The following is a 24,773-nucleotide window of genomic DNA, read 5'->3' as shown; positions in this document are numbered from 1 at the left end:
GTGACCGCGACACTCGACGACCGGAACGCAGCGTCGTTCCTCGAGACGGCCCGGACCGTGCTGTTCGTGCACGCGCACCCGGACGACGAGACCCTGTGGGGCGGTGCGCTCATGGCCGCGCTCGCGGAGCGCGGTGCCCGCGTCGTGCTCGTCACGAGCAACCGCGGCGAGCTGGGCCAGGTCGTCGACCCCGCCCTCGCCGAGCTGTTCGGCACCGACGGGCTCGGGCCGCGCCGCGTGCAGGAGCGTGGCGAGGCGCTCGCCGTCCTGGGCATCGACGAGGCCCACTGGCTCGGCTCGGGTGAGGCCCGCTCGGACGCGCACGAGGACCGCGAGTACCGCGACTCGGGCATGTCGTGGATCTCGGAGGGTGTCGCGGGGCCCGACCCCGTCGCCGCCGCCGACCCGCGTTCGTTCACCTCGATCCCCTTCGCCGAGGCGCTCGCCGATCTCGACGCGCTCGTCGCGCGCGTGCGGCCCGACGCGATCGTCACCTACGACGCGCACGGCGGCTACGGCCACCCCGACCACGTGCGCGCACACGAGATCGCGGTCGCGGCCGGCCGCGACGCGGGCGTGCCCGTCTTCGAGCTGACGCACCCCGAGACGCCCGCCGAGACGGCCGAGGGCGTGCTCTGGTTCGCGCTGCCGGCGTACACGGACCGCATCCGTGAGGCGATGCGCCACTACCGGACGCAGGTCGTCGTGGGCGAGGACGGCTGGATCCAACACGACAGCGGCTTCCGCCATCCCGTGCCGGTCGGCGTCGGTCTCGTGCGCCACGTCGACGCCGCGTAGCCTTCGCGTTCCGATCCGTCTCCGACGCATCTCCGACACTTCTCCGACTCGGTGCTCGGCGCGATGTCAGGGGGTCGTCGCAGGATGTCTTCCGGCCGGGCGGGTGCGGAATACCGCGCCCGCCCGGAAGACGTCCGGCAGTCGCCGCGGGCTAGCCTGGCGGTCATGACCGCGAACACCCCCTCCGTCGACACCACCGCCCCGATCCGCGTGAGCGCCGTCGTGCTCCGCGATGCGCGCGGGCGAATCGTGACGGTCCGCAAGCGGGGCACGTCCCGGTTCCAGTTGCCGGGCGGTAAGCCCGAGGCGGGCGAGTCCGCGGCCGACGCCGCCGTGCGCGAGTGCGCCGAGGAGACGGGCGTCGCGCTCGAACCCGCGGCGCTCGTGCCGCTCGGCCGGTTCTCCGCGCCGGCCGCGAACGAGGCGGGCCGGGACGTGCAGGGCGACGTGTTCGCGTCGACGGAGCCGGGGGCCGCCGAACGCGTCAGCGCGCTCGCCGAGATCGAGGAGGTCCGGCTGCTCGATCCGAGCCTGCCCCTCCCCGACGATCTCGCACCGCTCCTGCGCGACCACGTACTCCCCGCCCTGCGCGCGCTCGACGCGTCGTAGGCTCGATGCACCGACCCGGGAGGCCCACATGACGATTTCCACCGCCGACCTCTACGACGAACACGGCGAAGCGCTCCAGTCCGTGTGGCTGCAGCTCCGGAACCTCGGCGGCGTCGCCGCGTTCTCCGGCCCGATCCGCACCGTGCGCTGCTTCGAGGACAACGTTCTGCTCAAGGAGGTCGTGTCCTCGCCCGGCGACGGTGCGGTGCTCGTCGTGGACGCCGCGGGCTCGCTGCGACGCGCCGTGATGGGCGACATGATCGCGAAGATCGCGGCCGACAACGGTTGGGCGGGTGCCGTCATCAACGGCGTCGTCCGCGACCGCGCGGCGCTCCTCGACATCCCCCTCGGCATCAAGGCACTCGGTTCGAACCCGCGCAAGAGCACGAAGCTCGGGCTCGGGGTCGCCGACGAGATCGTCGAGTTCGGCGGGGTCGTGTTCCGGCCCGGCGCGACGCTGTGGAGCGACGAGGACGGCATCCTCGTCGAGCGCTGAGCGTCAACCGCCCGAGGCGGCGACCCGTTCGTGCGCGGCCCCGTCGGCCTCACCCTCGTCGTGCCGTGCTCGTGACGCGAGCACGTCGTCCATGTGCGCGGACGACCAGTCGAGGAGCCCCCGCAGCGGTTCGAGCAGGCTCGTCCCCGTGTCGGTGAGCGTGTAGTCGACGCGAGGCGGGACCTGTGCGAACACGGTGCGCCGGACGAGGCCGTCGCGTTCGAGCGCGCGCAGGGTCTGCGTCAGCATCTTCTGTGACACCCCGCCGACCGAGCGACGCAGCTCCGAGAAGCGTCTGGGACCGTCGGCGAGCGCGAGGACGACGAGGACCGTCCAGCGGTCGCCGATGCGGTCGAGCAGTTGCCGGGACGGGCAGTCCTGGTCGTAGGGATCCCACCGCCCACCGGCGTGCCATCGGTCCTGGTTCACGACGCCGCCTCTCCGCGGTCCCCCGCTCATCGGTCACCGAAAGATACCGCCGACGTCCGCCCCGCTCAAGCCGCGGGGCGGGACGACGAACCTGCGAGTGCCCCGGTCACCGCGAGGTGCCCTCTTCCACTCGAGCCAATGGTCACTTATGGTGACCATCGCGACCGTCCGGGTCGCGAAGCGAAAGGACGAACATGACCAAGCTCACCGTCATCGGCGGCACCGGCTACGCCGGAACCAACATCGTGCGTCACGCCGCGGAGCGCGGCCTCGAGGTGACGAGCGTCAGCCGGAAGGCACCGGCGGACCGCGTCCCCGGCGTCACCTACGTGGAGGGCGACGTGCTCGACCCGAGCGTGCTCGAGCGTGCGGTCGACGGCGCGGACGTCGTCGTCTCGGCACTCTCGCCGCGCGGCGCGCTCGAGGGGCACGTGCGCGAGGTCGACGCGACGCTCGCGACGCTCGCCGCGAAGGCCGGCGTCCGGCTCGGCGTCATCGGCGGCGCAGGCTCCCTCCTCGTCGCCCCCGGCGGCCCCAAGCTGTCCGAGACCGACGGCTTCCCGGCCGCGATCCTGCCCGAGGCGACCGAGATGGGCACCGTCCTCGACGACCTTCGCGCGGGCGACGGGTCGCTCGACTGGTTCTACGTGAGCCCGGCCGGTGGCTTCGGTGCGTTCGCACCCGGTGAGGCCACGGGGCACTACCGCGTCGGCGGCGACGTCCTGCTCGTCGACGACAACGGCGACTCGAACATCTCCGGCTCCGACTTCGGCCTCGCCGTCGTCGACGAGATCACGACGCCCGCGCACCACCGCGAGCGCTTCACCGTCGCCTACTGAGCCCCGCTCGTCCGCGACCGCGGCAGGGTCGGCGCACGGTACGGTCGGACCGTGACCGCCTTCCCCGCCTCCGTCGTCGATGCCGTGCTCGCGCACATGAACGACGACCACGCCGACGACAACCTGCTCATCGTGCGCGCGTCCGGCGCCTTCGACGCGACCGCGGCGCGCATGACGGCGCTCGACGGTACCGGCGGCACGTGGCTCGCCACGACCCCAGCGGGCGAACGGGAGCTCACCGTGCCGTGGAGCGCACCGATCAGTGAGCGTCCGGAGATCCGCCGCGAGGTCGTCGCGCTCACCGAGCGCGCCGCACGCGAGCTCGGGGTCGAGTGTCACGGTCACTGAGCCACCGCGGGCGCCTCGCAGCCGGCCGCCACGCCCACTGCGCTCAGTCGCGCACGATGGGTTTCGTGAGCCGCACGATGCCGTGCGCGCGGGCCTCGTCGTCCTGCGGTTCGACGCGGTAGCCGGCGCGCTCGTAGGTGCGGATGTTGCGCTCGCTCCGCGCTCCCGTGAAGAGCGCGAAGTGCGTCGCCTCACTCGGAGCGAGCGACTCGGCGAGCTCGAGCAGTGCGGAACCGACGCCGCGGCCCGCGAGGTCGGGAGCCACCATGAGCCGCCCGACGTCCCAGGCGTCACCGTCGAGACGCCCGCGCACGGCCGCCACGAGGCGATGGCCGACACGAACGACGACCGTGTCCCACTGCGCCGCATCGGCGAGGACGTCCTCGCGCGTCTCGTGGAGCGGTGGGGTGTCGAGCGTGTCGTTCGCGATCGCCTCCTGCACCCAGCAGGCACGCTGCAGCACGATCAGCTCGTCGACGTCGTCGAGCGCGAGCGGCCCCGTGACCGAGCCGGGCAGCCGCTCGTCGAGGGCATTGGCGGGTGGGATGAGCATCTTCGTCACGATAGCCGTACACCGTCACACGCCGCCCGGAGTATTCGCCCCGACGAACATGACGGGGCCTCGTCGACGAGTCGACGAGTCGACGAGTCGACGAGCGGGAGTACGCTTTCCCGCACGTCCGCACAGATCGAGCCGGGGAGGTGTCCGTGACCGTCTCGGCGACCGATCTTCTCTCGGTGGGTGACGTGGCCCGGCGCGCGGGGATCGCCACGAGTGCCGTCCGCTACTACGAGGCCGAGGGGCTCATCGCCTCGGTGCGCACGAGCGGCAACCAGCGTCGCTATCCGCGACACGTCCTGCGGCGCATCGGCATCATCCTCGCCGCCCGTCGCTTCGGCATCCCGCTCTCGGAGGTCGCGGAGGTGTTCGAGTGCCTCCCGCACGACCGCATGCCGGGCAAGCGCGACTGGGGACGTATCTCGGCGACCTGGCACGCACGGCTCGAGGCGCGGCGCCTCGAACTCGAGCGGCTCGAGGCCGAGCTCACGGGGTGCATCGGCTGCGGCTGCCTGTCCCTGAGTGCGTGCCGGATCGTCAATCCCGGCGACGAACTCGCGGCGGACGGGCCGGGCGCGCGACGCCTGCACCCGGAGGACGCGGAATCGGAACAGGCCTGAGCCGCGGACGCTCCGCAGGTTCCCGACACGGTGTCGTCAAAAAGCCGTAGCATGTGATCTCGTGACCCCACGCACCCTGCTCCGCACCGTCTCCATCGGCGAGGCCGCCACGTGGGCACTCCTCCTGTTCGGCATGTGGCTCAAGTACGGGGCTCGGACGACCGATGCGGTGGTGACCCTCGCGGGGTCACTGCACGGCGGCATGTTCATCGCCTACCTCGCGTGCACGATGCTCGTCGGCCTCAACCAGCGCTGGCCGTGGCACATGTTCCTGCTCGGTGGCATCGCCGCGGTGCCGCCGTTCGCGACGCTCCTGTTCGACTGGTTCGCCGAGCGGCGGCGGATGCTGGCGGGCGGGTGGCGGACGGTCGCAGCCCCGCAGCCCGTCGGCGCGACCGGCGACGTCACGCTCCCGGGACGTCGCCCCGCGCCGCTCGGATTCCTCGACCCCCTGCTCTACTGGGCCGTCCGGCACCCGATCACGCTCGTGGCGATCGTCGTCGCGTTCAGCACGGTCGCGGTCACGATGTCCCTCACCCACTGACCCTTTCGCCCCACCTCCCCGACCGGCTCCGCCGCAGGCGCGCCGCACGGTACGACCCCACGGAGCCAGCATGACGACACCACCCGAGGCCGAGACCGCCCCGCTCTCCACGCGCTTCCGCGAGGAGACGCGGGCCGCCCACGAGCGCGCGGAGAACTCGCCGTTCATGTCCCAGCTCCTCGGCGGCGAGCTCGACATCGCCGCATGGGTGATGCTGCTCGACCAGCTCGAGCACGTGTACGCCGCGATCGACGGCGCCGCGGCGACCCTTCGCGCGCAGCTCGACGTGCCCGATCTGCTCCCGGCCGCGCTCGAGCGAGGCGACGCGATCGCCGCCGATCTCGCCGCTCTCCGCGAGCGCACGGGTCTCGAGCCCCTCGACGTCCTGCCGGAGACGGCGTCCTACGTGGCCGCGATCGAGGCGTCGGCGGACGAGCTCGGTCGGCTCGTCGCGCACCACTACACGCGCTATCTGGGCGACCTGTCGGGGGGCCAGGCGATCCGCGTCATGCTCGATCGCCACTACGGCCTCCCCGACGACGAGGCCGCGTTCTTCCGGCTCGAGGGCATCGGGAAGTTCCCGACGTTCAAGAACACCTACCGCGCGGCGCTCGACGGGCTCAACCTCGATGCCCCCTCGGCGCAGCGCGCGGTCGACGAGACCTCGGTCGCGTTCGACGCGAACGAACGCCTCTTCGAGGGGGTCCGACGGGCGCACGCCGAACGAAGCTGAGGTGTCGCCGGGTGGACCGACGCCCCCGGCACGGCGATGACGACCACGCGGATCCTGAGCAACGGTCGACGTCGCGCATGCGTGTAAGGACAGGCTAACCTCACCTTCGGCGGGAGCGCGATGGACGCGCTCCGCCGTCGAAAGGCCCCCGTGCACGCAACATCCCGGCGACGTGTCGCCGTCTCGGCCACCGTCGCCGCAACCACACTCGCACTCACCCTGTCGGGGGCCTTCGCCCCTCCCCCCGCCTCGGCCCTCGAACCGGTCTCGGACCGGATCGTGACGGGGCCGGACGGATCGGCGTTCGGCAGCACCGTCTCGCAGGAGCGCTGCGACGTCGACGGTGACGGGGTCGCCGACCTCGCCGTCGGAACCTACTCGACGTTCGACTTCACGCCCGGTGCGACCGGCGGCTACGTGCTGCTCGGCGCGGCCGACGGTGCCGCTTCGGCCACGGTCGACGAGTCCGCGCCGGTGCGCATCATCGACACGGCTCGCACGAGGATGGGCGGCGTGGACGTGCGCTGCGCGGGCGACGTGAACGCCGACGGCATCGACGACCTTGTCGTCGTGAGCCAGAGCGCCGCGGTCTTCCTCGTGTTCGGCTCCCGCGACTTCTCGGACGTGACGCTCGATACCCTGGCGAGCGCGGCCGCGTCGTGACGGGCTCGGTCACTCGCGCCATCGGCGTGGGCGACATCGACGGTGACGGGCGCGACGAGGTGGGTGTCACCGACACGAACGGTGAGGTCACCGTGCTCGACGCCGAGACGCTCGCCGCCGAGACCGCACTCACCTCGACGAGCGGACCGCGCGTGCGCGGGACGGGCATCGACCTCGTGTCGACGGCCGCCGCAGGCGATGTGAACGGTGACGGGCGCGACGACCTGTATGTGGGTGCCGCGTCGTGGACCGTCCCCGGTTCGTCCGCGTTCGCGACGGGTGCCGGCTGGGTGTTCACCGAGGTGAGCGGCACCGTCGAGGTCGGCGCGGGCGACGTGCCCGGCTTCCGCATCAACGGTCCCGTCCGCGGCTACGACCTCATGGGTGGTTCGGCCGTCGGCATCGGTGACATCGACGGTGACGGCCTCGACGACCTCATGCTCGGTGGCGACTCCGACGCGCCGAAGACGGGCAGTGCGCTCGTCGTCCTCGGCTCGACGAGCCGCGCGACCGTCGTCACCGACCCGGACGCCGTCGACGCCCCGGCCGTCGCCTCGACCGACGACGCCGGCGCCACGGTTCCGCGCGGTTGGTGGATCAACGGGCTCGCGGCGGACGACCACCTGGGCCACGCGGTCGGCGCGGTTCGCATGGACGGCTGGTCGATGCTCCTCGTGGGCGCGATGGACGGTGCCCGGGATGCCGCCGTACCGGGGTCGGGCTATGCGCTCGCGATCGACTCGCGCGCGCTCGTCGACGGCACGCTGCCCCTCTCGTCGAGCGGTGTGCTCGAGTCGAGTGAGCTGCTCGGTGACGCCTACGAGGGCGGCACGATCATCGCCGGCCACGGTGCGGGTGTGCACCTCGGCCGCTCGTTCGCCGATTTCACGGCCGACCCGTCGGGCCGGGACGTGACGTTCGCCGTCGGGGCGCCCGCGCTGTTCACGTGGGACGGCACACTGCCCGCCGTGCGCATCGTGACGCTGCGCGCGGCGGCGCCGGCGACACCCGAACCGAGCACGACGACGACCCCGACGGGCGAGCCCACGTCGAGCACCGAGCCGACCGCGACGACCGGCACGGGCCCCGGCCCGTCGAGCACGGCCGCCCCGACGGCGAGCGCGGACGACGGCGCCCTCGCCTCGACGGGCGCCGACGATCTGCTCCCGGCCGCGTTCGCTGCTGCCGCACTCGTGCTCGCCGGACTCCTGGCACTCGCGCTGCGCCACCGTCCCCGCCGCCAAACGAACTGACACCCGCGCCACCCAATCCGCACGCACCGCACGCATTCAGCCGGGTTGTTGCTACCGGGCCTGGGGCCCGGTAGCAACAACCCGGCTGAATGCGGCTGATCGCCCGCGGGTACGGGTGCAGGCGTGGGCGGGCTTGGAGGCGGGCGGGGTTCTCGTGGGGTTCGGAGGTCCGATTCCTACGCTCGGTTCATGTTCCGTTTCCTCACGAGTGCGCTCGTCGTCGTCGTCGCGTTCGCGGCGCCGTACGTGTGCGCCGCGCTCGGGCTCGACGGCACCGCGGCCCCCACGACCGCCGTGGTCGCCACGGCGCTCCTCGTGCTCCCCATCGGCCTCGCCGCCGATGTGGTCCGCGCGCGACGCGCGGGACGCCCCACCGGTTCGCTCCTCCGTCCGCCGCGTCACGGTGAGCCCGCGGCCCGGGGCGGCTAGCGTTCGGCGTCCGCCAGGAACGCGCGCAACTGCTCGACGACGAACGCGTGGTCCTCGTACTGCGGCAGCCCCGAGACGCCCACCGCGCCGATCACCCCGACGCCCGCGACCGTGATCGCGAACACGCCGCCGTCGGCCGCGATCTCGTTCGGATCGACGCGTGCCTCCGTCGCGTAATCGCGGCCCGCCCCGCGGAACCGCGCCCCGACGCCGAGCGAGGAACGCCCGAAGTACAGCACGGCACGCGTCTTGCGCGCGAGCCAGTCGTCGTTCTCGGCCGACGCACCGTCGAGCGCCGTGTGGAACACGCGCTGCTGCCCGACGGTGATGCCGATCGTGATCGGCAGCTCCTGTTCGAGTGCTGCCTCCCGGAGTCGCACGCCGAGCGCCCACGCGTCGTCGCGCGTGAAGCGCGTGAACACGAGTTCGCGCTCCTCCCGGGTGATCCGTTCGAGCTCGATCGCGTCGGCGTTCTCGTCGGTCATGCGGTCCTCCCGGGGTCGTTCGCGGTCGGTACGAGCGTATCGAGTCGCCGTCCGCGACCCACGACGCCACGGCTGCCGCGGCGCGACGCGAGCGCGGGCCGCACCGCCCCGCCGACGGGCCGTAGAATCGTGAACGGCCCGGCCGTCGCCGGGCGACGCGTCTGTGAGGAGCCCCCGCGAAGTGACCACGCCCGTGCACGTCCCCGACACCGTCGCCAACGCCGAAGCCACGCCCGAGCGCGAGCAGCCCTATGCCGCCCTCGGCCTCAAGTCCGACGAGTACGCGCGCATCCGCGAGATTCTCGGCCGTCGCCCCACGTCGGGCGAACTCGCCATGTACTCCGTCATGTGGTCGGAGCACTGCTCGTACAAGTCGTCGAAGATCTACCTGCGTCAGTTCGGGCAGAAGGTCAACGACGCGATGAAGCGCGACCTGCTCGTCGGCATGGGCGAAAACGCGGGCGTCATCGACGCGGGCGACGGCTGGGCCGTCACCTTCAAGGTCGAGTCGCACAACCACCCCTCGTACATCGAGCCGTTCCAGGGCGCCGCGACCGGCGTCGGCGGCATCGTCCGCGACATCATCTCGATGGGTGCGCGCCCCGTCGCGGTCATGGACGCGCTCCGCTTCGGCGACATCGACGAGGCCGACACGGCTCGCGTCGTGCACGGCGTCGTGTCGGGCATCTCGCACTACGGCAACTGCCTCGGCCTGCCGAACATCGGCGGCGAGACGTGGTTCGACCCGGTGTACCAGGCGAACCCCCTCGTCAACGCGCTCGCCGTGGGCGTGCTCCGCCACGACGAACTGCACCTCGCGAACGCGCGCGGCGCGGGTAACAAGGTCGTGCTCTTCGGCGCCCGCACGGGCGGCGACGGCATCGGCGGCGCGTCGATCCTCGCCTCGGACTCGTTCGACGCGCAGGGCCCGACGAAGCGCCCGGCCGTGCAGGTCGGCGACCCGTTCGCCGAGAAGGTGCTCATCGAGTGCTGCCTTGAGCTGTTCCGGGGCGGGGTCGTCGAGGGCATCCAGGACCTGGGTGCGGCCGGCATCTCGTGCGCGACGAGCGAGCTCGCGGCGGCCGGCGACGGCGGCATGTTCATCGAGCTCGACTCCGTGCTGCTGCGCGACCCCACGCTCACGGCCGAGGAGATCCTCATGTCGGAGAGCCAGGAGCGCATGATGGCCGTCGTGCGCCCCGAGAAGCTCGACGAGTTCCTCGCGATCACGGCGAAGTGGGAGGTCGAGACGAGCGTGCTCGGTGAGGTGACCGACACGGGCCGCCTCGTCATCGACTGGCACGGCGAGCGCATCGTCGACGTCGACCCGCGCACCGTCGCGATCGACGGCCCCGTCTACGAGCGCCCCGTCGCGTACCCCGCCTGGCTCGACGTCGTGCAGGCCGACCGGGCCGAGGCGCTGCCGCGCACGAGCGAGAACGGTGCGCTTCGCGAGCAGTTCCTGCGCGTGCTCGGCTCGCCGAACCTCGCCGACACCGAGTGGATCACGAACCAGTACGACCGATACGTGCTCGGCAACACCGCCTTCTCGTTCCCCGAGGACGCGGGCATGGTGCGCATCGACGAGCGCACGGGCCTCGGGTTCGCGATCTCGCTCGACGCGAACGGCCGCTACGCGTATCTCGACCCGCGTGCCGGAGCGCAGCTCGCGCTCGCCGAGGCGTACCGGAACGTCGCGGCGACGGGCGCGCGCCCCGCGGCCGTGAGCGACTGCCTCAACTTCGGCTCGCCGGAGAACCCCGAGGTCATGTGGCAGTTCTCGCAGGCCGTGGAGGGCCTCGCGGACGCGTGCCTCGAGCTCGAGATCCCCGTGACGGGCGGCAACGTCTCGTTCTACAACCAGACGGGCGACGTGCCCATCCACCCGACGCCCGTCGTGGGCGTCCTCGGCCTCATCGACCAGGTCGACCGCCGCGTGCCAGGCGGCTGGCAGGACGAGGGCGACAACCTCTACCTGCTCGGCACGACCCGCGAGGAGCTCTCCGGCTCGCAGTGGGCCGGCGTCGTGCACGACCACCTCGGTGGCCTTCCGCCCGCCGTCGACCTCGCCGCGGAGCGCGAACTCGCCGACCTCGTCATCGGCGCGTCGAAGCAGGGGCTGCTCACGGCGGCGCACGACCTGTCCGAGGGCGGCCTCGCCGCGGCGCTCGCCGAGTCGGCGGCCCGCTTCGGTGTGGGTGCGCGCGTGTGGCTCACCGAACTCTGCGCACGCGACGGCGTCGACGTGACGACCGCGCTCTTCTCGGAGTCGACCGCCCGCATGCTCGTGGCCGTGCAGCACGACGACGACGTGCGCTTCATGAAGATGTGCGAGGCACGCGGCTTCCCCGTCCTCCGCATCGGCGTGAGCGACGGCGACGCCCTCGAGGTGCAGGACCACTTCACGGTGCCGGTCGCCGAGCTCCGCACGACGCGGCGCGCGACGCTCCCCGAGCGCTTCGGCGAGATCGTGGGAGGGCGGGGCTAGTCCCCGATCACTCGACGACGGGTGCGGTCCGACGGGACCGCACCCGTCGTGCGTCGGGCCGAGCAACGGGGCGCGCATGATTCCATGACCTCGTGTAACCTGCAAGGTGCAGAGGTACCCATGCTTTGTTGAGCCGATCCCCCCGCTCTTCACAGATTCGCCCCCGGATTCTGAACCGTTCCTCGTTCGTGTTCCGTGGTGCCCGGGTGCCGCCGCACTCCTGCGATCCCCCACGCACGAAAGAACACACATGAACAAACTCACCAAGGGCGCCATCGCGGCCTCCGCCGCCCTCGTCCTCCTGCTCGCGGGCGGCGGCACGCTCGCCTACTGGAACGACACCGCCGACCTCGACGGCGCGAACATCACGGCGGGCAACCTGCAGCTCACGCAGTCGAGCGCCGCCTGAACCCTCACGCACACGTCGGGCGCGTCCGTCCCGGTCTCGGACATCTCGGCCGTCCGTCTCGTCCCCGGCGACAAGCTCACGTACACGGGCACTTACCAGATGGTGGCGCAGGGCGACAACCTCGTCATCGAGGCCGCCGTCACGCCCGGCGCGATCACCGCGGCCACGGCCGGCGACGCCGAGGACACGGCGCTCGCGTCGCGGCTCCAGCAGAGCGCGACGTACACGATCAACGGCACCACCGGCGCGACCGCGATCATCCAGCACCGCGATGCCGGCACCAACTCGTACGGCGTCACGATCGCCGTGACGCTCGAGTGGCCCTTCGGCGACGCGTCGAGCCCCGCGCTCGACAACCCCGCGAAGCTCGGCTCGGTCGACCTGTCCGACTTCGCCGTGACCGTCACGCAGCTCGACGGCACCACCAACCCCTGATCGACGGCCCGACGACCCAGGCGAGCACGACGCTCCGGGCGGCCACGACGGCTGCCCGGAGCGGCTGCTCATCGAACCGGTGAACGACGGAGCATGACCATCACCCCCACCCCCTCGGCCGACGGCCGCCGCGCTCGTCGCGCCGCGGAACGCCGCCCGGCCCGCCTCATCCGCCGCCTCGCGCTCGCGACCGGCGGCGTCGCGCTCGCGACCGCACTCGGCATCGCCGGTGCCGCGGGCACGACCGCGCTGCTCAACGCGCGAGCGCCGCTCGAGGGCGCCACCATCACGGCCGGCACGATGGACCTCAACATCAACGGCGCCGCCGTCGCGACCCTCGGCACCTGGCAGGTCACGCCGGCCGCGCCACAGGCCCGGAGCTTCACGGTGACGAACGTCAGCACCGTGCCCGTCGACCTCGGCGCGAGCATCGCGACGACCTCGTCGACGGCCATCACGGCTGACACGACCGCACGCCTCACGCGCCTGTCCGGCGCCGCCACGTGCCTCACAGGCCTCGCGGGCACGTCCGGCCCCCTTCCCGGCTACGCCGCCACCGGACTCGGCACGCTCGCGGCCGGGCAGAGCGCGACACTGTGCCTCGAGGTAGGTCTGCGTGCCGACACCCCCGTCGAGCGAAGTGGTCAGGCCGCGGCGTTCACGCTCACCGTCACCTCGACACAGCGGGCGAGCTGACATGACGCACCTCATCGAACGCATCCGCCGCCGCCATCTCGTGGCCTTCGCGATCGGCATCATCCTCGTGAGCCTCACGACGGGGACGGCCGCCCACGCCTACTGGACGGCACAGGCCCGCGGCACCGGCGCCGTCACGACGACGTCCGTCGCGATCACGCAGACGGACTTCCCCGCCCTCACGACCACCTACGTCAACACGCTCACCCGCCTCCAGTCGACGGGCAGCTTCGTCATCACGAACACCGGGCAGACGGCCGGCACCGTCACCGCCTCCATCGCCGGCGCCGGCTCGCTCGGGCCCCTCCTACCTGTGCGGATCTGGCCCGTGGCGAACGCGGCGGCCTGCACCGCGTCGTCGACCCCGCCGTCGAGCGCGACGACGGGCACGTGGGCATCGGTCACGGTGACCGGTGGCACACCGCTCGCCGCGGGCGCGAGCCAGCGCTTCTGCGTCCGGACGGTCGTCGCCGACGCGTCCACGCTCGCGGCGACGACGGGCGCTCGTGACGTGACGGCGACCCTCACCGCGTCCCTCGGCGGCACCGGCTGGGCGAACGCCTCGACGACCGCCGCGACGACGCACCGCTCCGTCGCGATCTACCCGGCATCCGCCGTCCCCGCCTCGACGAGCGACGCGCACTGGTACACGATGCGCCCCGCGGGCGCGAGCAACCTGTGCGCCGATGTCATGTACAACGGCACTGGCGCGGGGTCCTACGTCATCAGCTACTCCTGCTTCGACAACTCCTCGACGCGCCCGAACTCCAACCGAGCCTGGCAGTTCGTGCCCCTCGACGCCTCGAAGCAGGTCGTCGCGCTCCGCCCGGCGCACTCCGGCGAGATGCGGCTGTCGACCGACACCACGGGCGGCGCGATCCTCGCCGCCTCGAACACAACCGACGCGAAGCAGGCATGGATCGTGCAGGCTCGCGGTTCGGGGCAGTACCAGCTCGTGAGCAAGGCGACCGGACAGTGCCTCGTGTTCCCCACGAGCAACAACGGCCGCCTGACGCTCGCGGACTGCGACCAGGCCAAAACCGGGATCACGCTCCCCGCGACGCTGCCCACCGTGACCGCGAGCTCCGCGTCGGCCTTCACGGTCGATGTCGGCTGGTACCTGGCCGGCGGCTACAGCCAGCAGGTGGAGATGCTCTCGGGTGGGAGCTGGGTGTCCTGCCGGACGAGCGGCACCGCCTCGGTCTCGGGGAGCACCGTCGAATGCCAGCGGCCGACGACCGGTGCGGGAACCCTGCGTCTCGTGAGCGGCGATCAGGTCATGTACCAGTTCACCATCAATCGAACCGCGTCCGGCTCGACCGTGACGACGACGATCACGGGGGTGACCGCACCGTGATCGCATTCGACCGACGACTCCGCGCCTGTGTGTTCGCACTCATGGCGGCCCTCGTCGGCGTCGCCCTCGTCCTCGGTGGCGGCCGTGGCGCGCAAGCGGCCACGGGCGACGACGTCCTCCTCGTCTCGCACGACGGTGTCACGTTCACGCCCGACCTCAGCCTCGGCGTGTTCGGTGACCTCGATCGTGTCGTGCCCGGCGACCGTCTCGTCGAGACCGTCTGGGTACGCAACCAGGCGACGGAAGCGGGCCGACTGCGCGTCGATCTGACGGACGTCGTCTCGAGCGACGACGCCCTCGCGCGGGCCGTCGTCATCGATGTCGGCGTCCCCGGTACGACAGCGCGCACACCGACGCCGCTCATCGACGGCACCGACACCGCGAACGGTTGCATCGTGCTGAACGCCGATCGGGTGCTCGCGCCCGGTGAGACGGTGGAGGTGACGATCGGCCTGTCGGTCCTCGCGTCGCTCGGCGACGCACCGCAGGACGGCCGAGCGGGAACGCAGCAGCACCTCGCGTTCGACCTGCGGGCCGTCCTCTCGGACGCCACCGTCCCCGCGCCGGCGGACGACGAGTGCACCTTCGTCCCGAGCCCACCACCGACACCCACGACGGCAACGCCCGCGCCCGGAGCGGATGGCACATCGACGAGCTCGCTCATCGCCACGGGCGGCCGGACCGAGACCGTCGTCCTGCTCGCGAGCGCCGCGCTCCTGGCGCTCGGAATCGGCGCGGTGGCGTCGGCGGTGCGCCGTCGCACTGTGCGGAGCCGTGAGCACTGACCCGGCGCCCGACCCCGGCGGTCCACTTCGGCGCGACCGCCGGGATCGCCGGGGTCGGCGTGCGCCCCGTGCGCCCCGCTCCTGGCTCCGCCTCGTCGGGAACGGTCTCATGGCCGGGCTCCTCGTCCTCGTCTGCGGCGTCGGCGCCCTCGCGATCGTCGTGCCCGCGCTGACCGGCTCGACGGCGCTGACCGTCCTCACGTCCTCGATGGAACCGGGCCTGCCACCCGGCACGCTCGTGATCGTCCGGCCGACGCCCGTCCCGGAGATCGAGCCCGGTGACATCGTCACCTATCAGCTCCACAGCGGCGAGCCGACGCTCGTCACGCACCGCGTCGTGCAGCGTCTGACGACCGCGGACGGCGAGGTCCTGCTGATCACGAAGGGGGACGCGAACGCCGATCCCGACCCGGATCCCGTGAAGGCCGTCCAGGTGCGCGGCACGGTCTGGTACGCGATCCCGTGGCTGGGCCACGTGGCCGTGCTCGTCACCGGCCGGACCCGCGCCGTCGTCGTGCCGATCATCGCGGCCGCGCTCTTCGGCTACGCCGCCTGGATGCTCGTCTCGGCACTCCGGGACCGACGCGCGAAGCGATCGGATGCCGAGGACGGCGCACCCGAAGGGTAGGTCATTGTAGGCACTGACAATGAAACCGACAAGCCTCGAAAAGCCGTGGCGCCGAAGCAGCACAAAACGCCACATCACCCCCCGGTGATCTCACTACCGTAGCGGTAGCGAGGAGGTTCCGGGTGATTCGAGACGAGGCGATTCGCCCGACGGGGAGAACTCCCCACGCGTTTTCACATGCCGCATTCAGCCGGTTCGCACGACGAGCCGCCCTGCTCGCGCTCGTCGCCCTCCATGCGACGTGCCTCGCGGCCGCCGCGCCCACGGCAGCGAACGCCGACGATGCGCTCGCCCCGTCGACCCACGCCGAGCCCCACGACGCGGCCCCGCCCGTCAGCGGCCCCGCCGAGGACACGCCCGACCCCGTCGCGGAGTGCGACGAGTACGTGACCGACGAACAGGCCGTCGGCCTCGCGGCCGGACTCCACCTCCTCGACCGACTCGTGCACGAGGTACTCGAGTGTTCGACACCGGACGAGTCCGCGTCGACACCGGACGTGCAGTCGCTGATCCTCGATCGCCCACCCGCCGCGACACTCGTCAAACGGTGGTGGCACGACGTGGCCCGCACGCGCCTGGCCCACCTGCTCGTCACGCACGCGCCCCTCGTCATCGGGAATCTCGCGGGGATCCCGTTCGAGACACGCATCGCGGCGAACGCGATCACCGCATCGGACGAACTCGACGACGTCGAGTCGACCGTCGTCGAGACGATACGCGTCGACGCCGACGCGATCGAACTCCCCCACCTGCGCGCCGAGGCACGCTACCTGCGAGGCGTCGTCACGGGCGAGGTACGCCTCGCGTCGTACCGACCGGACCGCGACGAGATCGTGCAGGTGTTCGCCCCACGCGGCTCCGAGGTCCGGACGACGATCATCTACACGCCGGGAACGTACGCGACACCCGACGGGATGTACGACGGCTCGATCCAGGAGGTCGGCCGGTGGCTCGCCGAGCGAGACGCGCACGTCGCGGTCTTCGTCTGGCTCGGCGGACGCTTCCCCGGAGCCGCCGGTGCGGCCGACCCCGAGGACGCCCTGCGCGGCCTCGTCGAGGCCGCCGACCCGCAACTCGCGCTCGCGACCGGCCGCGCCCTCGCCGCGTTCCAGCAGGGGGTGTTCGCCGACCCGCTCCTCGCGGACACCCGCCAGATCGCGATCGGCCACAGCTGGGGACTGGCGGCCACGACCGGCGCCGAACTCGCTGGAGCCCGCTTCGAACAGGTGCACTCGCTCGCCGGCGCCTACACGGCCCCGGGCTGGACGCCTGTTCCCGGCACCCTGTACCGCCACTGGACGTACGACGACTTCGTCTCCATGTTCCAGAAACTCGGACTCCTCTCGTCGACGGGCGGCGAGATCCCCACCGAGGAGCCGGCCTTCCGCTCGACGATGTTCCGGACCCCCGAGGCCGACACCGACGTGGGCACCTCTGCCGACCTCGCCACGACGATCCGTGACCTCGCCGACCGGCCGACGTCGAATCACGACCTCATCGCGAGCTCGAAGCGCTCGAACGCGATCGCCCTCGACGCGATCCGGACGGTCATCGGCTGACGGACATCCGGGCGTGCGCGCCGCTACTCGCTCGCGGCCGCCTTCGCCGCGTTGCGCTCGGCGATTGTCCGGTCGCCGGTCGCCCACATGTCGTGCTCGACCTCCCGCAGCACGACGGTCACCGCGTTCGAGTCCGCACCGCCCACCTCCACCATGGCGTCGTGGAGTGCCGTCTGGATGGCTCGGAGCGTCTCGGGGCTCCGGCCCTTGGCGAGCGTCACATCGATGAAGGGCATGGGGACTCCGTCCGTTTCGTCCGAGGCGCGACCGCTGTCGCTGCGTCCATCAAACCACCCGGCGGCGCGCCGAGCGTGGTGGCTCGGCGACCGCAGGCACGCCGACCGATGTGACGAACAGTGGCACGTCCCGTCGATCCAGTCCCAGGCGGTACTGCAACTCGCCCTGCGCGAGTGCCGAGTCCAGCACTTCGGAGTGCGGTGCGAACGCGGCACCGCGTCGCGTGACGAAGAGCCAGACCCGCAGGAGCGCCCGGCCCGCCTCGAACACACGATCGGCCGGGAGCCCGAGCGGTGCGTTCAACACGCGGGTCAGCTCCACGCCGCGGCCCAGGTCGAGTCGGTTCGCGTCGGCGACGAGCACGAAGTGCGCGGCGTCGGCGTCGTCACCCGCCGCATCGAGGTGCACCTCCAGCAGCAGGCGTCGGACGAGGTCGCTCGTTCGGCGGGCGGCCCGCGCCGACAGGTTGCGCAGGCGACGGCGGCGCGTCACCCCGGCGGCAAGTCGTGCGAGGGGAATCGGGAGCAGCATCGTGCGGTCGCTCAAACCGTCGACGTCGTAGCGCGGATGCATCGGTGCGAGCCGCAGCCACCCCGCGAGCTCTTCGGCGACGCCCGGCCTCGTGAGCACGTCCGCCGTCCCGAGCGACGAGAAGTGCGCGAGATCCTTCGCCGAGATCGGAACGAGGCGGAGCCACGACGGCAACTCGAAGCTCGCGCCCTCCAGCAGTCCGGGGTCGGCGTGCATGCGCCCCCGGAAGGTGAGCCGATTTCCGAGCGGTGCCGAAGAGCGCCCGCCAGCCGGTGCCACGTCGTCGGGGCCGGCCGCGTCTCCGGCCCCCGTCGCGCCATCCGGTGCCGCACGAAGCCGCAGTTCGGCGAGCACGTCGTCGCTGCGGCCCGCGACGATCGCGGACGGGTCCGCGATCGCCGGCCGCACGGTCACGTCGAGCCCACGCCCCGCCGCGTCGGCCGCGACGACGGCGCACTCCGTCCACGCACCGAGCGCGAGCAGCGTGTCGCGCCCGGTCGGGTCGCCGAACGGGAGCGTGCGACCGCGTGCGACGCCCAACTCGATGCCGTGCGCCGTGATGCGTGGCTCCCACGGTTGCGTGTTGTGGGCGGACGGGGCGTTCGCCGCAGCACGGACGATCGACCGCAGGAGTGCCGCATCGCTCGTCCCGGTATCCCGGCGGTCGTTCATGTGGGGCTCCCCTGGGTCGTGCCGTCGAGGCGTTTCCGATAGAACACGGTTCCGTGCAGCGGTTCACCGCCGAGGCGCTCGAGGTGGCGAGCGGAGGCGGGATTGTCGCGGCCGATGAAGGTGGAGCGGACGGCGCCGTAGCCGTGTGCCACGAGGTGCGCACCGAGGCGACGCCACAGGAGCGTCGCGACGCCGCGACCCTGCTGCTCGGGCACGACGCCCTGGATGATGAGGATCGCCTCGCGCCCGCGACGTCCGCGCGCGCCCAGCAGCGTGATGATCTCGCGGATGCCGATGCGCCCGCCGGAGCGTTGCAGCACCTCCGTCGCGTCGGGGACGAGGAGCGCGAAGCCGATCGGCTCGCCGGTCCGGGTGTCCTCCGCCGTGAGCCACAGCCCGGGATCCATGAGTGCGACGAGCCCGTCGGTCGCCTGTCGCATCTGCGCGGGCGAGATGTCGGTGTAGTACGGCAGGCGCGCGAACGCGGCGTTGACGAGCGTGCGCAGCTCCTCGACCTGTTTCCCGAAGCGCAGGACGGAGGCCCGGCGGATGCGGATGCCGGCCGCGTCGAGCTCCGCCGCCGTGGGCGGTGTGACTGCCGTGTCCGACGGATCGATCTCGTCCGGATGCGCGATCCACGTGTCCGACTCGTTCCACGCCGCGAAACCCGCGGCCTCGTACACCGCGGGGACCCACGACGGGTTCCACGCCGAATCGAGGAATCCACGTTCCCCGAAGCCCGATGTGATGACGCCGCCCGTCTGGTTCGGCAGGAGCGCGGCGGGACCGATGGCCTCGGTCGCCCCGGCGTCGTGAGCGCGCGCCGTGATCGCGTCCAGCAGTGCGGCGAGATCGTCGGGTGTCGCCGCCCAGGTGGCACCGAAGAGCGTCGCCCGGGTGGCGAGTTTCTCGTCGAGCGCGTGATCGGTGTGGATCGTCGTACGCCCGACGGCGACGTCGCCGCGGCGCGCGAGAATGAGCTCCACGGGCTCGGGCGCGCCCGCCGTGTCCGCGCGCCACGCGCGTGCCGTCGATTCGAGCAGCGGCACGGCGAGGTTCGCGGGGTCGCCGCGACGCGAGACGGCGAGAAACTCCTGGAACTGGGCCTCGGTCTCGACGACCTCGAGCACGAGCGGTTCGGGACGTTCGATGAGCGACGTGGCCTTCACGGGTGGTGTCGTCGCCGCTCGTCCCGCGTGAGCGGCGTCGCCCGGCCCGGGGTCGCCCGCCCCGCCCGGCGCTCCCGTCGAGCGCGCGTGGGACGGTGCGGCATCGCGCACCCGTCGATCGAGTTCCGCGCGCGAGGCGTAGAGGCGGATGTAGCCGCCCGTGGCGTTCGCGGTGCCGCGCACGATCCACTGCATGAGGTGCCGGTGCTCGGGCAGGCGCGCGAACTTGAGCATGTCGTCGCGCGTGCGGTAGGTCGCCATCGTGCCGAGCGTGAACGGCCACTGCCAGTACGTGCCGATCCAGACCGAGCCCGACATGCGACGCATCTTCGCGACCATGCGCGGCCAGTGCCGGCCGACGACCGCCCACGCGATCGGGTGCCGGTAGCGCGTCGCCCCGAGGAACATCGACTCGCTGTCGAAGATCGTCCACCGTCTCGGCCCCGGCCGGTCACCCGGGCTCGTGGGGCGACGCATCCGTCCGGCGATCTCCGGCGGCGTCCGTCCGGCGCGCTCCTCCGAGCTCGTGGGTGCGAAGTGCTCGTTGTTCGCCATCGCGTGCGGCTCCTCGGTCCGCCACACGCCGTTCGTGTACCCGCGCGCCTCCGCCTCGAGCAGACGCACGCGGGACGGGTGCTCGTCGGCCACGCGACGTGCCGCGTCCACGTCGTCGAACACGAGCACCTCGGCGTGGATCGTCCCGTCGCGCACGCGCCGTCGCCACACGACCCCGTCACGCCTGCGCGCGACCGAGCGTCCCTCGACGATCACGACCGCCTCGCCCTGCCCGGGCGGCGGGCAGCGCGAGAAGTCGGTCGAGAACACCTCAGTCCTCCACGAGGTAGACGTTCTTGATCTTCGAGACCCCGCCCGTGAACGGCCCGCTCCCGAACTCGTGCACCTCGATGCGCAGATCGGCCGTCGAGGGGTCCTCGGCGAGCGACTGCTCGAAGTCGCGCGATACGGATGCGAGGTGCCCGACGACGCCCGCCTGCGCCGCACGCGCGAGCTCGGCGCGGGCCTCGTCGTCGAGGGCGGCGTCCTCACGCAGTTGCAGGTGCACGATCGGTCGCTGCTCGTGCTCGCCGATCTCGACGAGCGCGAGCTTGAACGACTCGATGCTCGACGCGTGCGGGTTGTCGCGGTAGAGCCCGTTCTCGACGTCGATCGGGTAGAGGTTGGCGCCCATGTACGAGATCGTCGAGTCGCGGCGTCCGAACAGGAACAGGAACGGCAACTTCATGCGCTGGACAGCGAACGCTCGGTGGAACGCGCGCTGGAGTTCGGGGTCGAACGCGAGCTGGTCGAACACCTCCGGGAACGAGCGGATCATCGCCTCGTCGCCGATGTTGTAGCGCAGCTTGGGGCTCATGATCGCGGTCGAGTTGAGGGTGACGACGAGTTCGCGGTCGTCGTTCACCTCGAGGTAGGTCTCGAGCGGGTTGTACTGGAACACCATGGGGATGCGCGTCTCGTCGGGGCCGAGCAGCCGTTCCCGCACCCGGTCGTCAGCGTACATGGAGCGGCGCAGCCACACCGACACGTCGGACTCGCCACCCATGCCGATCGTCAGATCGCTCGCGCCGTAACCCGAGTAGACGCGGCCGAACCGCTCCTCGCAGTAGTCGCGCAGCCCCTCGGTCATCGACTCGCCGCCGACGAAGCCGTTGAGCTTGTAGCGGTCCCAGCTGAACCACTCCTCGCGGTCGAGTCGGTCGCGGAGGTGCTTGAGGAACGGCGGGTACGCGCTCACGAGGTACACGAAGCGCGGCCCGAAGTGGCGCAGGGTGTCGACGATCTTGTCGATGTCCGGGCCCGTGTTCTTGACCATCGCGATCTTCGACATCGCATGCCCCGTGTTCGTGCCGGTCGCCCAGGCACCCATCGAGAACGCGTTGATCGCGAACAGTTTCTTGGAGCCGAACAGGAGCGTCACGTACCCGGCGACGTTGCTGTGGATTGTGCGCAGCTCCTTCCGGCCGCGCATCCAGTTGAACGGTGTGCCCGACGAGCCCGAGGACTCGTCGACGACGGTGCCGATCGTGTCGATCTCACCGAACCAGCAGCGATCGGCCTCGCCGTAGGCGGCGACGTAGCCGCGCTTGTCGGTCTCGGGGTAGCTCTCGAGGCGCCACCACCGGAAGAGGAAGTCGTGAGCGCCGAGGTGACGCTGGTAGGCGGGAACGTCGAGGTTCGCGAGCTGGCAGATCATCCAGGCGTTGAGCTTCGCGAAGCTCGCGAGGCCCGGCTGGAAGTGGCGCGCGGTCCACCGCCAGATCGCGGGGTGCAGACGGTAGAGCTCGTAGATGCTCGTGACGATGCGCGCGGAGCGCCGGAGCGCCCACTGGCGCGTCCTGGAGGCCGGTTTGCGGAATCCTTGCGGGCCGGGACCGGCATGGGTGCGTGCCACGGTGCTCCTCACGACGATGCTGTTGTCGTCAGCGTATGCCGCGCGGGCACGAGCGTGCACCGGACCGGAGTGGTGATCGCGTCATCCCCGAGAATGGCCCGACGTCACCTGCCCCACCCGCCGGTCCCGCCGCACCGCGTCAGCCCCGCACGGCCCGAATAAAGCCGGGTTGTTGCTACCGGGCCCGGGGCCCGGTAGCAACAACCCGGCTTTTCTTCGTGGCTCCGATGTCACGCGCCGGGTGTCGGGGCCTCCTCGTCGAGCGGCACACCACCTGCGAGGTGCTCGTGGTGCTTGATGACCTCGTCGATGATGAAGCCGAGGAACTTCTCCGCGAACTCCGGGTCGAGGTGCGCGTCCTTCGCGAGGGCACGCAGCCTGGCGATCTGCTCGCGCTCGCGCGCCGGGTCCGACGCGGGCAGGCCGCTCGCCGCCTTCAGCACGCCCACCCGCTGCGTCTGCTTGAAGCGCTCGGCGAGGATGTGCACGAGCGCGGCGTCGATGTTGTCGATGCTGCCGCGGATCGCGGCGAGCTGCCGCTGCGCCTCCACCTGGTCGACGGGCTCGGTCACGCCGCACCCCCCGTCTCGAGGCCGTCGAGCACGGCCGCCGTTCCCGACAGCCCGAGCCTGCTCGCGCCGGCCCGCACCATGGCCAGCGCCGTCTCCGCGTCCCGGATGCCGCCGGACGCCTTCACGCCGAGCGCGTCGCCGACGGTCTTCCGCATGAGCTTCACGGCCTCGACGCTCGCGCCCCCCGCGGGGTGGAACCCGGTCGACGTCTTCACGTAGTCCGCGTCGGCGTTCACGGCCGCCTCGCACGCGGCGACGATCTCGTCGTCCGTGAGTGCGGCCGATTCGATGATGACCTTGAGGATGATCGGATTCGGTGCCGCCTCGCGAACCGCGGCGATGTCCTGCTCGACGAGGTCGGCGCGGCCCGCCTTGAGCGCCCCGATGTCGATGACCATGTCGAGTTCCTCGGCGCCGTCCACCACGGCACGCTTCGCCTCGATCGCCTTGATGCCGGAGTGGTGCTTGCCCGACGGGAACCCGATGACCGTGCAGATCTTGACCTCGCCGCGCTCGCCCTCGATCGGGAGCATGTTCGGCGACACGCACACGGAGTACACACCGAGCGCCTGCGCATCGACGAGCAGTGCCGACACGTCGGCAGGTGTCGCCTCGGTCTTCAGCAGCGTGTGGTCGACCATGCGGGCGAGCTCGGAGCGTGACGGTGCCGTTCCTGCGGTGTCGGTCATGCGATTCCTTCCGTGTGCGGACTGCCTTCGATTATGACCGACACGCCTCGCCCCGCCGTCGAGCGTCGACGGCGGGGCGAGGCGGTGAGCCGGTCGTGGCTACTCGACGACGTTGATGGTGACGTCGACGTTGCCGCGCGTGGCGTGCGAGTACGGGCAGATGTCCTCGTGCGCGACGCGGGCGACCTCGCGCGTCTCGTCCGCCGTGAGGTGCGGGGCGTAGACGTCGTGGGTGACGGTGAGCTGGAACCCCGTGGGTTCGCGCTTGCCGATCCCGACGGACGTCGAGACGGCGGCGTCGCTCGTGTCCTTGCCAAGCTGCTTGCCCGCTGCGTGGAAGGCGCCGAGGAAGCAGCCCGCGTAGCCTGCGGCGAAGAGTTCCTCGGGGTTCGTCCCCTCCCCCGAGCCGCCCATCTCCTTGGGCGGACGCAGGTCGAGGTCGAGGCGGTCGGACTCGGAGCGGACGTGGCCGTCGCGTCCCCCGCCCGTAGCGTGTGCGATTGCGGTGTACACGGTATCCATGGCGGCAGCCTGTCACAGCCGCCCGTCACCTCCATGGGAATGCCGACCGCGTGCATCGTCGACCGCGACCACGATCTCGGGCTCGCGGCGGGCGGCCGGGCGGAGCACGGGATCCTCGCATGCTCGGAGCCGGGACGCCAGGGGCAGTACATCCCATCCCGAGCGGTGTAGCGCGGGTTCATCCCTTCGGATGAGCATCACTCGCCCGACACGGGATGACAGGGCCGGGTGATGGGCGCATGATGGTCTGCATCACCCCGATTTCCTCCCGAGAGGACGCATCATGCGCCGCTTCCGAACCGTCGTGCTGCCCATCATCGCGGGCGTGATCGGTCTCGGGCTCGTGACCCTCGGCATCATGCAGATGTGGGGGCACGGCATCGTCGTGCAGGGCAGCATGCTCGATTCCTCGACGCTCGAGGTCCCTGACCTCGCGCCACTCGTGGAGGTGACCGTCGGCGTCGTCCTGTGCGTCGTCGCACTCCTCCTCACATTCATCCGCCCTCGCGAGCGCGAACACACGGCCGCGGTCGCGACGGCGGGTCAGGCCCCGCTGATCGTCTCCCATTCGGAGGACGAGGTCACCTTCATCTGGGGTGATGCCGGTCGCAATGCGCGTCGTCGGGGGACATCGCGCGCGGCCGCCGACACCGTGTGACCGCCAGTACGGGGAGCGCGGGTGCCGGCTCCCAGGGAGTGGCCGGCACCCGCTCGCTCTTGCACGAACGCGCCGGGGCGTCACCGATCAGGTGACGCCCCGGCGCGTTGCCGTGCGCGCGCGTCCACTCGAGTCGGCAGGGTGCCGTCCG

At 71.6% G+C, this 24,773-nt stretch carries 31 protein-coding genes; 21 read left to right on the top strand and 10 right to left on the bottom strand.

What is annotated here, in order from left to right:
• From HNR16_RS16590 to rraA, 3 genes are all read left to right on the top strand, one after another.
• On the top strand, window positions 1–798 hold the full coding sequence (locus tag HNR16_RS16590; RefSeq protein ID WP_158038949.1) for a PIG-L family deacetylase: 798 nt from the start codon (window positions 1–3) through the stop codon (window positions 796–798).
• A gap of 165 nt (window positions 799–963) precedes the next feature.
• The gene (locus HNR16_RS16585; protein WP_179558316.1) at window positions 964–1,407 is read left to right on the top strand and encodes an NUDIX hydrolase; all 444 of its coding nucleotides are present in this window, start codon (window positions 964–966) and stop codon (window positions 1,405–1,407) included.
• A gap of 28 nt (window positions 1,408–1,435) precedes the next feature.
• Complete coding sequence (rraA, locus tag HNR16_RS16580) at window positions 1,436–1,903, top strand: ribonuclease E activity regulator RraA (protein WP_158038948.1); 468 nt, start codon at window positions 1,436–1,438, stop codon at window positions 1,901–1,903.
• A 3-nt stretch (window positions 1,904–1,906) separates the two neighbouring features.
• Here rraA and HNR16_RS16575 read toward each other — a convergent pair whose 3' ends face one another.
• Complete coding sequence (locus tag HNR16_RS16575; protein WP_225737711.1) at window positions 1,907–2,332, bottom strand: winged helix-turn-helix transcriptional regulator; 426 nt, start codon at window positions 2,330–2,332, stop codon at window positions 1,907–1,909.
• Between the two features lie 194 nt (window positions 2,333–2,526).
• On the opposite strand from HNR16_RS16575, the gene HNR16_RS16570 reads away from it, so the two are divergent.
• A complete protein-coding gene (locus HNR16_RS16570; RefSeq protein WP_158038946.1) occupies window positions 2,527–3,171 on the top strand; it encodes an NAD(P)-dependent oxidoreductase in 645 nt (214 codons plus the stop codon).
• A gap of 51 nt (window positions 3,172–3,222) precedes the next feature.
• Window positions 3,223–3,519 (top strand): DUF2470 domain-containing protein, encoded by a 297-nt coding sequence (locus HNR16_RS16565; protein ID WP_158038945.1) that lies wholly within the window; start codon window positions 3,223–3,225, stop codon window positions 3,517–3,519.
• Window positions 3,520–3,562: 43 nt separating this feature from the next.
• Here the strand turns inward: HNR16_RS16565 and HNR16_RS16560 are convergent, their stop codons facing one another.
• Window positions 3,563–4,072, bottom strand: a complete 510-nt coding sequence (locus HNR16_RS16560; RefSeq protein WP_158038944.1) for a GNAT family N-acetyltransferase — start codon at window positions 4,070–4,072, stop codon at window positions 3,563–3,565.
• A 155-nt stretch (window positions 4,073–4,227) separates the two neighbouring features.
• Between HNR16_RS16560 and soxR the strand changes: the two genes are divergently transcribed.
• From soxR to HNR16_RS16530, 6 genes are all read left to right on the top strand, one after another.
• Window positions 4,228–4,698 carry a redox-sensitive transcriptional activator SoxR gene (soxR, locus tag HNR16_RS16555; RefSeq protein WP_158038943.1) on the top strand — a complete coding sequence of 157 codons (471 nt, stop codon included), beginning with the start codon at window positions 4,228–4,230 and terminating at the stop codon, window positions 4,696–4,698.
• A gap of 61 nt (window positions 4,699–4,759) precedes the next feature.
• Window positions 4,760–5,242 (top strand): DUF3817 domain-containing protein, encoded by a 483-nt coding sequence (locus HNR16_RS16550; RefSeq protein ID WP_179558315.1) that lies wholly within the window; start codon window positions 4,760–4,762, stop codon window positions 5,240–5,242.
• A gap of 70 nt (window positions 5,243–5,312) precedes the next feature.
• Window positions 5,313–5,975 (top strand): biliverdin-producing heme oxygenase, encoded by a 663-nt coding sequence (locus tag HNR16_RS16545; RefSeq protein ID WP_158038941.1) that lies wholly within the window; start codon window positions 5,313–5,315, stop codon window positions 5,973–5,975.
• 150 nt (window positions 5,976–6,125) lie between these two features.
• A complete protein-coding gene (locus HNR16_RS18925) occupies window positions 6,126–6,638 on the top strand; it encodes an FG-GAP repeat protein (protein ID WP_179558314.1) in 513 nt (170 codons plus the stop codon).
• A 26-nt stretch (window positions 6,639–6,664) separates the two neighbouring features.
• Complete coding sequence (locus HNR16_RS16535; protein WP_158038939.1) at window positions 6,665–7,891, top strand: FG-GAP and VCBS repeat-containing protein; 1,227 nt, start codon at window positions 6,665–6,667, stop codon at window positions 7,889–7,891.
• 189 nt (window positions 7,892–8,080) lie between these two features.
• A complete protein-coding gene (locus HNR16_RS16530) occupies window positions 8,081–8,320 on the top strand; it encodes a hypothetical protein (protein WP_158038938.1) in 240 nt (79 codons plus the stop codon).
• On the opposite strand, the gene HNR16_RS16525 is transcribed toward HNR16_RS16530, so the two are convergent.
• Complete coding sequence (locus HNR16_RS16525) at window positions 8,317–8,805, bottom strand: heme-degrading domain-containing protein (RefSeq protein WP_158038937.1); 489 nt, start codon at window positions 8,803–8,805, stop codon at window positions 8,317–8,319. The genes HNR16_RS16530 and HNR16_RS16525 overlap by 4 nt on opposite strands.
• A gap of 181 nt (window positions 8,806–8,986) precedes the next feature.
• Between HNR16_RS16525 and purL the strand changes: the two genes are divergently transcribed.
• The 8 genes from purL (at window position 8,987) to HNR16_RS16485 (ending at window position 17,162) form a co-directional block, all read left to right on the top strand.
• On the top strand, window positions 8,987–11,293 hold the full coding sequence (gene purL, locus HNR16_RS16520) for a phosphoribosylformylglycinamidine synthase subunit PurL (protein WP_158038936.1): 2,307 nt from the start codon (window positions 8,987–8,989) through the stop codon (window positions 11,291–11,293).
• Window positions 11,294–11,543: 250 nt separating this feature from the next.
• Window positions 11,544–11,702, top strand: coding sequence for an alternate-type signal peptide domain-containing protein (locus HNR16_RS16515; protein ID WP_158038935.1), 159 nt, complete (start codon window positions 11,544–11,546; stop codon window positions 11,700–11,702).
• Between the two features lie 99 nt (window positions 11,703–11,801).
• Window positions 11,802–12,137 (top strand): hypothetical protein, encoded by a 336-nt coding sequence (locus HNR16_RS16510; RefSeq protein WP_158038934.1) that lies wholly within the window; start codon window positions 11,802–11,804, stop codon window positions 12,135–12,137.
• 93 nt (window positions 12,138–12,230) lie between these two features.
• Entirely contained in the window at window positions 12,231–12,833 is a 603-nt protein-coding gene (locus HNR16_RS16505; RefSeq protein WP_158038933.1) for a hypothetical protein, read from the top strand.
• 1 nt (window position 12,834) lies between these two features.
• Window positions 12,835–14,190, top strand: a complete 1,356-nt coding sequence (locus HNR16_RS16500) for an RICIN domain-containing protein (RefSeq protein ID WP_158038932.1) — start codon at window positions 12,835–12,837, stop codon at window positions 14,188–14,190.
• Window positions 14,187–14,975 (top strand): hypothetical protein, encoded by a 789-nt coding sequence (locus tag HNR16_RS16495; RefSeq protein WP_158038931.1) that lies wholly within the window; start codon window positions 14,187–14,189, stop codon window positions 14,973–14,975. Before HNR16_RS16500 ends, HNR16_RS16495 begins: the two co-directional genes overlap by 4 nt.
• 109 nt (window positions 14,976–15,084) lie before the next feature.
• Entirely contained in the window at window positions 15,085–15,603 is a 519-nt protein-coding gene (locus tag HNR16_RS16490; RefSeq protein WP_158038930.1) for a signal peptidase I, read from the top strand.
• Between the two features lie 122 nt (window positions 15,604–15,725).
• Window positions 15,726–17,162, top strand: a complete 1,437-nt coding sequence (locus HNR16_RS16485; RefSeq protein ID WP_158038929.1) for a hypothetical protein — start codon at window positions 15,726–15,728, stop codon at window positions 17,160–17,162.
• Window positions 17,163–17,185: 23 nt separating this feature from the next.
• Here HNR16_RS16485 and HNR16_RS16480 read toward each other — a convergent pair whose 3' ends face one another.
• The 7 genes from HNR16_RS16480 to HNR16_RS16450 form a co-directional block, all read right to left on the bottom strand.
• Window positions 17,186–17,398 (bottom strand): tautomerase family protein, encoded by a 213-nt coding sequence (locus HNR16_RS16480; RefSeq protein WP_158038928.1) that lies wholly within the window; start codon window positions 17,396–17,398, stop codon window positions 17,186–17,188.
• Between the two features lie 49 nt (window positions 17,399–17,447).
• Entirely contained in the window at window positions 17,448–18,602 is a 1,155-nt protein-coding gene (locus HNR16_RS16475; protein WP_158038927.1) for a hypothetical protein, read from the bottom strand.
• Window positions 18,599–20,596 carry a GNAT family N-acetyltransferase gene (locus tag HNR16_RS17915; RefSeq protein ID WP_218868474.1) on the bottom strand — a complete coding sequence of 666 codons (1,998 nt, stop codon included), beginning with the start codon at window positions 20,594–20,596 and terminating at the stop codon, window positions 18,599–18,601. The genes HNR16_RS16475 and HNR16_RS17915 overlap by 4 nt, the downstream gene beginning before the upstream one ends.
• Before the next feature lies 1 nt (window position 20,597).
• A complete protein-coding gene (locus tag HNR16_RS16465) occupies window positions 20,598–22,181 on the bottom strand; it encodes a phenylacetate--CoA ligase family protein (RefSeq protein WP_158038926.1) in 1,584 nt (527 codons plus the stop codon).
• Between the two features lie 230 nt (window positions 22,182–22,411).
• Entirely contained in the window at window positions 22,412–22,753 is a 342-nt protein-coding gene (locus HNR16_RS16460) for a chorismate mutase (RefSeq protein WP_158038925.1), read from the bottom strand.
• Window positions 22,750–23,442, bottom strand: coding sequence for a deoxyribose-phosphate aldolase (gene deoC / locus HNR16_RS16455; protein WP_158038924.1), 693 nt, complete (start codon window positions 23,440–23,442; stop codon window positions 22,750–22,752). Before deoC ends, HNR16_RS16460 begins: the two co-directional genes overlap by 4 nt.
• A 99-nt stretch (window positions 23,443–23,541) precedes the next feature.
• Complete coding sequence (locus HNR16_RS16450; RefSeq protein WP_158038923.1) at window positions 23,542–23,964, bottom strand: organic hydroperoxide resistance protein; 423 nt, start codon at window positions 23,962–23,964, stop codon at window positions 23,542–23,544.
• Between the two features lie 33 nt (window positions 23,965–23,997).
• Between HNR16_RS16450 and HNR16_RS16445 the strand changes: the two genes are divergently transcribed.
• Window positions 23,998–24,135, top strand: a complete 138-nt coding sequence (locus HNR16_RS16445) for a hypothetical protein (protein ID WP_179558313.1) — start codon at window positions 23,998–24,000, stop codon at window positions 24,133–24,135.
• Window positions 24,136–24,247: 112 nt separating this feature from the next.
• Window positions 24,248–24,622, top strand: a complete 375-nt coding sequence (locus HNR16_RS16440) for a hypothetical protein (RefSeq protein ID WP_158038922.1) — start codon at window positions 24,248–24,250, stop codon at window positions 24,620–24,622.
• Window positions 24,623–24,773 lie beyond the last annotated feature (151 nt).

The organism is Pseudoclavibacter chungangensis (assembly GCF_013410545.1).
In the GTDB taxonomy this organism is placed as follows: Bacteria; Actinomycetota; Actinomycetes; order Actinomycetales; family Microbacteriaceae; genus Pseudoclavibacter; species Pseudoclavibacter chungangensis.
The sequence above is the reverse complement of the archived record's forward strand: the minus strand, read 5'-3'. Positions and strand labels throughout refer to the sequence as shown.

Excerpts from the sequence above, each read along its gene's own strand:
- HNR16_RS16515 (WP_158038935.1), top strand. The coding sequence starts at position 11,544 with ATGAACAAACTCACCAAGGGCGCCATCGCGGCCTCCGCCGCCCTCGTC.
- HNR16_RS16490 (WP_158038930.1), top strand. The coding sequence starts at position 15,085 with ATGGCCGGGCTCCTCGTCCTCGTCTGCGGCGTCGGCGCCCTCGCGATC.
- HNR16_RS16450 (WP_158038923.1), bottom strand. The coding sequence starts at position 23,964 with ATGGATACCGTGTACACCGCAATCGCACACGCTACGGGCGGGGGACGC.
- HNR16_RS16440 (WP_158038922.1), top strand. The coding sequence starts at position 24,248 with ATGCGCCGCTTCCGAACCGTCGTGCTGCCCATCATCGCGGGCGTGATC.
- HNR16_RS16500 (WP_158038932.1), top strand. The coding sequence starts at position 12,835 with ATGACGCACCTCATCGAACGCATCCGCCGCCGCCATCTCGTGGCCTTC.
- HNR16_RS16585 (WP_179558316.1), top strand. The coding sequence starts at position 964 with ATGACCGCGAACACCCCCTCCGTCGACACCACCGCCCCGATCCGCGTG.
- HNR16_RS16475 (WP_158038927.1), bottom strand. The coding sequence starts at position 18,602 with ATGAACGACCGCCGGGATACCGGGACGAGCGATGCGGCACTCCTGCGG.
- HNR16_RS16505 (WP_158038933.1), top strand. The coding sequence starts at position 12,231 with ATGACCATCACCCCCACCCCCTCGGCCGACGGCCGCCGCGCTCGTCGC.
- HNR16_RS16570 (WP_158038946.1), top strand. The coding sequence starts at position 2,527 with ATGACCAAGCTCACCGTCATCGGCGGCACCGGCTACGCCGGAACCAAC.
- HNR16_RS16560 (WP_158038944.1), bottom strand. The coding sequence starts at position 4,072 with ATGCTCATCCCACCCGCCAATGCCCTCGACGAGCGGCTGCCCGGCTCG.
- HNR16_RS16445 (WP_179558313.1), top strand. The coding sequence starts at position 23,998 with ATGGGAATGCCGACCGCGTGCATCGTCGACCGCGACCACGATCTCGGG.
- HNR16_RS16530 (WP_158038938.1), top strand. The coding sequence starts at position 8,081 with ATGTTCCGTTTCCTCACGAGTGCGCTCGTCGTCGTCGTCGCGTTCGCG.
- HNR16_RS16480 (WP_158038928.1), bottom strand. The coding sequence starts at position 17,398 with ATGCCCTTCATCGATGTGACGCTCGCCAAGGGCCGGAGCCCCGAGACG.
- HNR16_RS16525 (WP_158038937.1), bottom strand. The coding sequence starts at position 8,805 with ATGACCGACGAGAACGCCGACGCGATCGAGCTCGAACGGATCACCCGG.
- rraA (WP_158038948.1), top strand. The coding sequence starts at position 1,436 with ATGACGATTTCCACCGCCGACCTCTACGACGAACACGGCGAAGCGCTC.
- HNR16_RS16510 (WP_158038934.1), top strand. The coding sequence starts at position 11,802 with ATGGTGGCGCAGGGCGACAACCTCGTCATCGAGGCCGCCGTCACGCCC.
- HNR16_RS16545 (WP_158038941.1), top strand. The coding sequence starts at position 5,313 with ATGACGACACCACCCGAGGCCGAGACCGCCCCGCTCTCCACGCGCTTC.
- deoC (WP_158038924.1), bottom strand. The coding sequence starts at position 23,442 with ATGACCGACACCGCAGGAACGGCACCGTCACGCTCCGAGCTCGCCCGC.